At 71.1% G+C, this 8,535-nt stretch carries 7 protein-coding genes; all 7 read left to right on the top strand.

The genetic code is table 11. The annotated features are described in order from the left end of the window. The first annotated feature begins 201 nt into the window (after positions 1-201). The 7 genes from GUY59_RS34615 (at position 202) to GUY59_RS34645 (ending at position 8,460) form a co-directional block, all read left to right on the top strand. The gene (locus GUY59_RS34615; RefSeq protein ID WP_201761694.1) at positions 202-1,842 is read left to right on the top strand and encodes an ABC transporter substrate-binding protein; all 1,641 of its coding nucleotides are present in this window, start codon (positions 202-204) and stop codon (positions 1,840-1,842) included. Then, a complete protein-coding gene (locus tag GUY59_RS34620) occupies positions 1,839-2,840 on the top strand; it encodes an ABC transporter permease (RefSeq protein WP_138205017.1) in 1,002 nt (333 codons plus the stop codon). Before GUY59_RS34615 ends, GUY59_RS34620 begins: the two co-directional genes overlap by 4 nt. Further along, entirely contained in the window at positions 2,837-3,700 is an 864-nt protein-coding gene (locus tag GUY59_RS34625) for an ABC transporter permease (RefSeq protein WP_138205019.1), read from the top strand. The genes GUY59_RS34620 and GUY59_RS34625 overlap by 4 nt, the downstream gene beginning before the upstream one ends. Beyond that, positions 3,697-4,725 carry an ABC transporter ATP-binding protein gene (locus tag GUY59_RS34630; RefSeq protein ID WP_138205021.1) on the top strand — a complete coding sequence of 343 codons (1,029 nt, stop codon included), beginning with the start codon at positions 3,697-3,699 and terminating at the stop codon, positions 4,723-4,725. Before GUY59_RS34625 ends, GUY59_RS34630 begins: the two co-directional genes overlap by 4 nt. Continuing rightward, positions 4,722-5,774 carry an ABC transporter ATP-binding protein gene (locus GUY59_RS34635; protein WP_138205023.1) on the top strand — a complete coding sequence of 351 codons (1,053 nt, stop codon included), beginning with the start codon at positions 4,722-4,724 and terminating at the stop codon, positions 5,772-5,774. The genes GUY59_RS34630 and GUY59_RS34635 overlap by 4 nt, the downstream gene beginning before the upstream one ends. Next, on the top strand, positions 5,771-6,820 hold the full coding sequence (locus GUY59_RS34640; protein WP_171055524.1) for a LacI family DNA-binding transcriptional regulator: 1,050 nt from the start codon (positions 5,771-5,773) through the stop codon (positions 6,818-6,820). Before GUY59_RS34635 ends, GUY59_RS34640 begins: the two co-directional genes overlap by 4 nt. A gap of 95 nt (positions 6,821-6,915) precedes the next feature. Continuing rightward, positions 6,916-8,460, top strand: coding sequence for an FAD-dependent oxidoreductase (locus tag GUY59_RS34645; RefSeq protein ID WP_138205025.1), 1,545 nt, complete (start codon positions 6,916-6,918; stop codon positions 8,458-8,460). Positions 8,461-8,535: the final 75 nt, after the last annotated feature.

Below are 8,535 nucleotides of genomic sequence, written 5' to 3' on the forward strand. Positions count from 1 at the left end.
ATGAGCGCATCTGCCGGATGGGTTGATCAGGGACGCTAAGTACAGAACGCCCGCCCGTCAAGGGGCCACGAAAACTTCCGGTCACACCCTTGACGCCTGGCCGTAACGTCCATACCGTGCCTGTTCATACGTAGAAGCACACCGGTCCTCCCTCATCCCGGCCGGCTTGCGCATACGTATGCGCACCCCCTGGAGACACACATGGCAACAAGAGGACTCCTGATCGCCGTCGTGATGGTGCTCGCCGCCGCGTGCACGGCGGGCGTCCAGAGCCCGCCGGCCGGCGGCGCCCGTACGGACACCATCGTCTTCGGCAAGACCGACGCCGGCACGACGTACACCCGCAACTACAACGTGGTCGGCCCCGCGACGCAGAAGACCCCCAACGCGGAGATGATCTACGAGCCGCTGGCCCGCATCGACTACAGCGACGGCGGCACGGTCAAGCCGTGGCTGGCCGAGAGCCTCGAGTTCGACGAGAAGGGCACCCGACTCACGATCAAGGTGCGCCAGGGGGTGACGTTCTCCGACGGCGCGCCGCTGACCGTCGACGACGTCGTGTTCTCCCTGCGCCTGCCCCTGGAGGAGGCGGACTTCAACCTGGCCGGCACCACGTACGAGGACGTGGAGAAGGTGGACGGGTCGACGGTCGCGGTCACGTTCGGCGAACCGGGCTTCAGTGAGATCAACCAGTTCGCCTCGCCGTCGCTGCCGATGGTGCCGAAGAAGATCTGGGAGAAACAGGATCTCAACGCCTGGACCAACCCCGACCCCGTGGGCACCGGTCCGTTCGTCCTGGAGTCGTTCGCGGCCCAGCAGATCACGCTGCGCGCCCGCGACGACTACTGGGGCGGCTCGCTTCCCATGAAATACCTGAAGATCATTCCCACCAACCAGGACGCGGTGAAGGCGCAGCTGCTGCGCGGCGAGGTCGACTGGGCGATCCAGTCGTGGCCGGGGGCCGAGCAGGAGTACGTCGCCAAGGACCCGCAGAAGCACCTCTACCAGCTCTACGCCACCGGCGGTGCGTACTCGATGCTCTACAACACCGCCAGGCCGCCCTTCGACGACGTGCACGTGCGCCGCGCGCTGGCGATGACGATCCCGCGCGGCGACATCGTCACCACGCTCAACCGGCCCGGCACCGAGGCGGGCCCCACCGGCCTGGTCGACCTGGTCTACCGGGACTGGCTCAAGCCGGAGTACCGCGGCAAGGTGCAGCAGGTCGACGCCGAGGGCGCCAGGCGCGAGCTGGCGGAGGGCGGCTGGACGGTCACCGGCGGCAAGCTGGTCAAGGACGGCGAGTCGTACACGCCCAGCCTCTCCTTCAACCAGGACTTCGGCTGGGCACCCTACGCCGACATCATGATCAACAGTTGGAAGTCGGCGCTCGGCCTGCAGGTCAAGTCGGCCGGAGCCCCCGGCGCCAACCTGTACGACAGCCAGCAGCTCGGCACGTTCGACCTGACGATCGCCACCGTCGGCGGCGCCGGCGTGAGCGGCGTCTACAGCATGCTGGCCGGCCGCGCGGTCAGGCCCATCGGGAAGAAGGCCGCCACCAACCTGGGCCGCTGGAAGGACACCAGGACCGACGCCGTGCTCGCCGACCTGCTGGGCACCTCCGACACGGCACGGCTCAAGCAGCTCGCCCAGGACATGCAGACCATCGTCGTGGACCAGGTGCCGTTCAGCCCGATCTACAACTCGTACTGGTTCGTGGCGATCAACGCCGGGCGGTGGACGGGCTGGCCCACCCCCGAGAAGTTCTCCTACGTGCCGTTCCCCAATCTCGGCCCCGACACCACGCTGACGCTGATGAACCTCAAGCGTGCCGCCCCATGACCGGCGGGCGTTTCCTGGCCAGGCGGCTCGGCTTCTACGCCGCGGCCGTGTGGTCGGCCGTCACCCTGAACTTCCTCATCCCGCGCCTGATGCCCGGCGACCCGTCGCTGGCGATCATCGAGGAACTGGAGCGGGTCAGCGGCCAGTCGCTGCCGCCGCGCACGCTGGAGTCGATCCAGCGCCTGTTCGGCGACCCGAGCGCCAACCTCGGCTCACAGTATCTCGACTACCTGGCCCAGCTCGCCCGGCTCGACCTGGGCGTGTCGATCAGGAACTTCCCGACCCCGGTCAGCGACCTGGTCTGGCAGGGCCTGCCGTGGACGCTGCTGCTGGTCGGCAGCACCACCGTGGTGGCGTTCGCGGTCGGCACCGGGCTCGGCGTGATCGCCGGATGGCGGGCCGGCGGCCGGTTCGACTCGATCGTCAGCCCGCTGACCACGTTCGTGTCGTCCGTGCCGTACTTCTGGGTGGCGCTGTTGGCGTTGTGGGCGTTCGGGTTCCTGCTCGGCTGGTTCCCGCTCGCCGGCGGCTACGATCCGGACCTGCCCGTAGGGTTCAACGCGCCGTTCATGCTGAGCGTCCTGCACTACGGCGCCCTGCCCGCCGCGACGATCGTGTTCTCGGCGTTCGGCGGCTGGCTGCTCGGCATGCGCAACATGACCGTCACGACCGTGCGCGAGGACTACGTGCTGCTCGGCCTGGCCAAGGGCCTGTCACCGCGCCGGGTCATGCTCCGGTACGCCGCGCGCAACGCCATGTTGCCGAACTTCACCGGCTTCGCCCTCGCGCTCGGCGGCGTCGTCGGCGGCGCGCTGCTGACCGAGATCGTCTTCAGCTACCCCGGCATCGGCTACCTGCTGTTCATCTCCCTCCAGCAGCGCGACTACCCGGTGATGCAGGGCGTCTTCTTCCTCATCACGCTCACCGTGCTCCTCGCCAACCTGGCGGCGGACTCGGTGTACGCGCTGCTCGACCCGCGCATCAGGGAGCGCGCATGAAAGTACGCGCAGGCTCGGCGGTCATCGCCCTCTTCGCCCTGGTCGCCATCTTCGGCGGCTGGTTCAGCGAGACCGTGCTGGGCCTCGACCCGAGGGCCAACGACATCCAGGCCATCGCCCAGCCGCCGTCGGCCGAGCACCTGCTCGGCACCACCCAGTTCGGGCAGGACGTGCTGGCCCAGGTGATCGCGGGCGCGAGCGGCTCGATGTTCGTGGGCTTCCTCGCCGCCGCGATCGGCACGGCGCTGGCGGTGCTGGTCGGTGTGACCGCCGGCTACTTCGGCGGCGGCGTGGACGGCGTGCTGAACTTCCTGACGAACCTCTTCCTCGTCATGCCGGTGCTGCCGCTCATCTTCGTCGTGGCCGGCTACCTGCAAGGCACCGGCCTGTGGACGATCGCGCTGATCATCGGGCTGTTCGGCTGGGCGGGCGGCGCCCGTACGCTGCGGGCCCAGGCCATGAGCGTGGCGGGTCGCGACTTCGTACGCGCCATGCGGCTGCTCGGCGAGAGCAACCGCCGGCTCGTCTTCTTCGAGGTGCTGCCGCACATGACCGGGCTGATCGCGTCGATGTTCCTGCACGCGCTGATCGGCGCGGTGCTGGCGGAGGCGGGGCTGGCCTTCCTCGGGATCTCCGACTCCGGGTCCCTCAGCTGGGGCACCATGATCCAGGCGGCGCAGCAGCAGAGCGCGGTGCTGCGCGGGCTGTGGTGGTGGTTCGTGCCGCCGGGGTTGTGCATCGCGCTCATCGGCACGGCGGCGGCGCTGGTCAACTTCGGCGTGGACGAGGTGGCCAACCCCAAACTCCGGGTCGTCAGGACCCGCCGGCGGCCACGGATCGCGAGGAGCGAGGCGGCATGACCTCCCAGACACAGGAACAGGCGCCGGCCACCCCGGCCGCCCACCGCGCGGTACTGCAGGTGGAGGGCCTCAGCGTGGAGTACGCCGGTGAGGTGCGGGCGTGCGTGGACGTGTCGTTCACGCTGCGCCGCGGCGAGATTCTGGGCGTGGCGGGCGAGTCGGGATCGGGCAAGTCCACCCTGATCACCGCGCTGACCCGGCTCCAGCGCCCGCCCGCCGTCACCACCGCCGGCCGCATCCTCTACCACGGCCGCGACGGCGGCCCGTCCGTCGACCTCGTCACGCTCGACGACAGGGCCCTGCGGGAGCTGCGCTGGACGAGCCTGTCCATCGTCCTGCAGAGCGCGATGGACGCGCTCAACCCCGTGATGCGGCTCGGCGCCCAGTTCGCCGACGCGCTGCGCGCCCACGACCGGCGGATGAGCAAGAAGGAGGCCTGGCAGCGGGCCGCCGAGCTGCTGGTCATGGTCGGCATCTCGGCCGACCGGGTCCGCGGCTATTCCCACCAGCTCTCCGGCGGCATGCGGCAGCGCGCGGCCATCGCGCTCGCCCTGGCCTGCCGGCCCGACCTCGTCGTCATGGACGAGCCGACCACCGCCGTGGACGTGGTCATGCAGCGCCAGATCCTCTCCCAGATGCTGCGGCTGCGCGAGGAGCTCGGCTTCGCCGTCGTGTTCGTCACCCACGACCTGTCGCTGCTGCTGGAGGTGGCCGACCGCATCGCCATCATGTACGCCGGCCGCATCGTCGAGATCGGCACCGCGCGGGCGCTCTACACCGACCCGAAGCACCCCTACACCAGGGGCCTGCGGGACTCGTTCCCGCCGCTGCACGCCCCGCTGCGGCCGCTGGCCGGCATCCCCGGCAGCCCGCCCGACCTGCGCAGGCCACCGCCGGGTTGCCCGTTCCACCCGCGCTGCCCCGAACGCTTCGACGGTTGCGACCGCACCCTGCCCGAGCTCGTCACGACCGGCGGGCACGAGGTCGCCTGCCTGCTCTACCCTGCTGGAGGTGAACGATCATGAGCGAGCCCGTGCTCGAGGCGCGTGACGTCGCCAAGCACTTCCCCGTCGGCAGGCGCGGCGTTGTGCGGGCCGTGGAGGACGCCACGCTGGCGTTGCTGCCCGGCCGCATCGTGGCGCTCGTGGGGGAGAGCGGCAGCGGCAAGACCACGCTGGCCCGCGTGCTGGCCCGCTTCTACCCGCCCACCAGCGGCGAGGTGCTGCTGCACGGCCGCCCCGCCGGCCGCCGCGGCTACCACGGGGACGTGCAGCTGATCTTCCAGGACCCGTTCGGGTCGCTGAACCCGCTGCACCGCGTCCGCTACAACCTCGAACGCGCCCTGCGCCTGCACCACCGCATCCGCGACCGGCGTGAGCTGGAACGGCAGGTGCTGGAGCTGCTCGAAAGGGTCAGCCTCAGCCCCGCGGCCGACTTCGTCGACAAGTTCCCCCACGAGCTGTCCGGCGGCCAGCGCCAGCGGGTCGTCATCGCCCGCGCCCTCGCCGTACGGCCGAAGGTGCTGCTTGGCGACGAGCCCATCTCGATGCTGGACGTGTCGATCCGGCTCGACATGCTCAACCTGCTGGCCCGGCTGTGCGACGAGGACGGGCTGGCGCTGCTCTACATCACGCACGACATCGCCAGCGCCCGCTACCTCTGCGACGACATCGTGGTCATGTACGCCGGGGGCATGATCGAGGGCGGGCCGAAGGAGGAGGTGATCGCCCGGCCCCGGCACCCGTACACGAAGCTGCTCATCGAGTCCTCGCCCGACCCCGGACGCGGCGAGGACGACCGGGCGGCGCTGTTCGACGGCGCCGACGAGCTGGGGGAGCCGCCGAGTCTGGCGAGCCCGCCCGCCGGATGCCGCTTCCACCCGCGCTGCCCCTTCGCGATGCCGGAGTGCGAGCAGAGCCCGCCGCCGCGCACCGACCTCGGCGGCGGGCACTGGGCGCACTGCTGGCTGCACCAGAAGGGCCGGGCCGGCGAACTGGAGTCCACCACCCACGCGGCCGCTCTGGCCTCGCGAGCCGCCGGTGCCGCCGGTGCCGGTAAGGAGGAAGGGGCATGACGTCCAAACGCCGCGGGCAGGCCCCGCGCCAGTCCGACGTGGCCCGGCTGGCCGGGGTGTCCCAGTCGGCCGTGTCCCGCGTGATCAGCGGCGACGTGGACTCCGCGCGCATCCCCGAGGAGACCCGCCAGCGGGTGCTCGCGGCGATCAAGGAGCTCGGGTACGTCCCCAACGCGTCCGCGCGCAACCTGCGCAACAAGCGCAACAACCTGATCGGCGTGCACACGTTCGAGGCGGTCTTCCCGCACGCCCGCGACGACTTCTACTTCGAGTTCCTGCTGGGTATCGAGGAGCGGGCCGAGCAGACCGGCTTCGACCTGGTGTTGTTCACCTCGACGGGGGCGGGCGACGGGCGGCGCAGGGTCTACCGCGACGGCACCAACCGGCTCAACCTGGCCGACGGCAGCGTGCTGCTCGGCGTCTCCACCGACCGGGCGGAGCTGGCCAGGCTGTGGAACGACGGCTACCCGTTCGTGCACATCGGCCGCAGGGAGGTGCCGGGCGCGCAGATTCCGTGCGTGATCCCCGACTACCGCGGCGCCGCCATCGGCATCGTCGACAAGCTGGCCGGGCACGGCCACCGCCGCTTCGCCTACCTGCGCGAGCCCATGGAGATGGAGCCGTACGCCGACCGGCGCGACGGCTACCGCGAGGCCGTGGAGCGGCTCGGCCTGACCGACAGGTCGCCCGGTTTCCGCGGCGAGAGCGGCCTGACCGGCGACTGGATCGACGAACTGCTCCGTGGCGGCGAGACGGCCGTGGTGGCCGAGAGCGTCCGGCTGGCCGAGCAGCTGCTCGGCGGCCTCAGGGAACGCGGCGTACGGGTGCCGCAGGACATCTCCGTCGCCGTGCTCGAAGCCACCTGGCCGGGCACCTCCGCCCAGTGGGATTCCCTGGAGATCCCGCGCGTCGCGATCGGCCGCATCGCCGTCGACCGGGTCATCGACATGCTCGACCACCCTGACGAGCCGCCCGAGAGCCTGCTCGTCCCCTGCCCGATCGTCCCCGGCACGACCATCGCCGCCGCCCGCGAGGAGCGGCCCTAGACCGTGACGACCAGCTCCCCCCGGGCCGCGCCGCGACCCGGCGACGGCCTCTGCACTCATCGCTGCCCTCATCCATACGAAGGAGCCCACGGGGAATGACGGAACTCCGAACTGACGTGCTCATCGTCGGCGGCGGCCTGGGAGGCGTCGCGGCGGCGCTCACGGCCGCGAATCTCGGCCGTAACGTGATCATCACCGAGCCCACCGACTGGCTGGGCGGCCAGCTGACCGCCCAGGCCGTGCCGCCGGACGAGCACGCCTGGATCGAGAAGCGGGAGTTCGCCCCGCCGGGCTACGCCGACCTGCGCCGCCGGGTGCGCGACTACTACCGGCGCAACTACCCCGTCCGCCCCGGCGCGGGCCCCCTGATGGATCCCGGGCTCGGCATCGTCAGCAGGATGTGCCACGAGCCGCGCGTGGCCGTCGCCGTGCTCGACGAGATGCTCGCCCCCTGGCGGGCGACGGGCTTGATCACCGTGCTGCTCCGGCACGAGCCGGTCACCGCCTGGACGAGCGGCGACAGGGTCGACGCCGTCACGCTGCGCGACCTGGAGACGGGCGGCGAGCTGACCGTGGCGGCGTCGTACGTGGTCGACGCGACCGAGCTGGGCGACCTGCTGGAGCTCGCGGAGGTCGAGCACGTCGTCGGGGCCGAGGGGCGCGACACGACCGGAGAGCCGCACGCCCCCGACACGGCGGACCCGCTCGACCAGCAGGCCATCTCGTGGTGCTTCGCGCTGGAGCACCGGCCGGGCGAGGAGCACGTCATCGACCGACCCGCCGGATACGAGCACTGGCGGGACACCGTGGCGCCGTTCTGGCCGGGGCCGCAGCTGTCGTGGACGGACGTCGTGCCGATCACGCTGCAACGGCGCGAATGGCGGCTGTTCGGCGACGGGACCGGGCACTTCGACCTGTGGCAGTTCCGCCGCATCCTGGCAGGCGAGCAGTTCACCGGCCTGCCCGACCTGACCATGGTGAACTGGCCGCAGATCGACTACTGGGAGAGCCCGCTGCTCGGCGCCGACCCCGCCGTCGCCCTCGCGGGCAGCAGGGAACTGTCGCTGTCGTTCCTGTACTGGATGCAGACCGAGGGCGGATACCCTGGGCTGCGGCTGCGGCCCGACGTGACCGGCACCCGCGACGGGCTGGCCAAGACCCCCTACATCCGCGAGTCGCGCCGCATCGTCGCCGAGTTCACCGTCCTGGAGCAGCACGTCGGCGTGCAGGCCAGGCCGCAGGGCGCGGGCAGCGAGGTCTTCCACGACAGCGTGGGGATCGGCCGCTACCGCATCGACCTGCATCCCAGCACCGCGGGGCGCACCTACGTCGACATCGAGGCGTACCCCTTCCAGATCCCGCTCGGGGCGCTCATCCCCGTGCGCGTCGACAACCTGCTGCCCGCCAACAAGAACATCGGCACCACCCACATCACCAACGGCTGCTACCGGCTGCACCCCGTCGAGTGGGCCATCGGCGAGGCCGTGGGCGCGCTCGCGGGCTTCTGCCTGGACCGAGACCTGCCGCCGCGCAAGGTCCGCTCCGACGCCGCGCACCTGTCGGACTACCAGCACCTGCTGAGCGACACGCTCGGCACCACGCTCGCCTGGCCGGAAGAGATCCGTACCCATCGAGAGTAGGAGCCCATGTCCCGCTTAAGCGCAACCGTCACCGCCACCGTCACCGCCCTCGTCCTCGGCCTGACGGCCCTGATC

This window comes from Nonomuraea sp. K271, assembly GCF_009908215.1.
GTDB classification, from domain to species: Bacteria; Actinomycetota; Actinomycetes; order Streptosporangiales; family Streptosporangiaceae; genus Nonomuraea; species Nonomuraea longispora.

Coding starts and splice junctions, on each gene's coding strand:
- GUY59_RS34615 (WP_201761694.1), top strand. CDS start 202: ATGGCAACAAGAGGACTCCTGATCGCCGTCGTGATGGTGCTCGCCGCC.
- GUY59_RS34620 (WP_138205017.1), top strand. CDS start 1,839: ATGACCGGCGGGCGTTTCCTGGCCAGGCGGCTCGGCTTCTACGCCGCG.
- GUY59_RS34625 (WP_138205019.1), top strand. CDS start 2,837: ATGAAAGTACGCGCAGGCTCGGCGGTCATCGCCCTCTTCGCCCTGGTC.
- GUY59_RS34630 (WP_138205021.1), top strand. CDS start 3,697: ATGACCTCCCAGACACAGGAACAGGCGCCGGCCACCCCGGCCGCCCAC.
- GUY59_RS34635 (WP_138205023.1), top strand. CDS start 4,722: ATGAGCGAGCCCGTGCTCGAGGCGCGTGACGTCGCCAAGCACTTCCCC.
- GUY59_RS34640 (WP_171055524.1), top strand. CDS start 5,771: ATGACGTCCAAACGCCGCGGGCAGGCCCCGCGCCAGTCCGACGTGGCC.
- GUY59_RS34645 (WP_138205025.1), top strand. CDS start 6,916: ATGACGGAACTCCGAACTGACGTGCTCATCGTCGGCGGCGGCCTGGGA.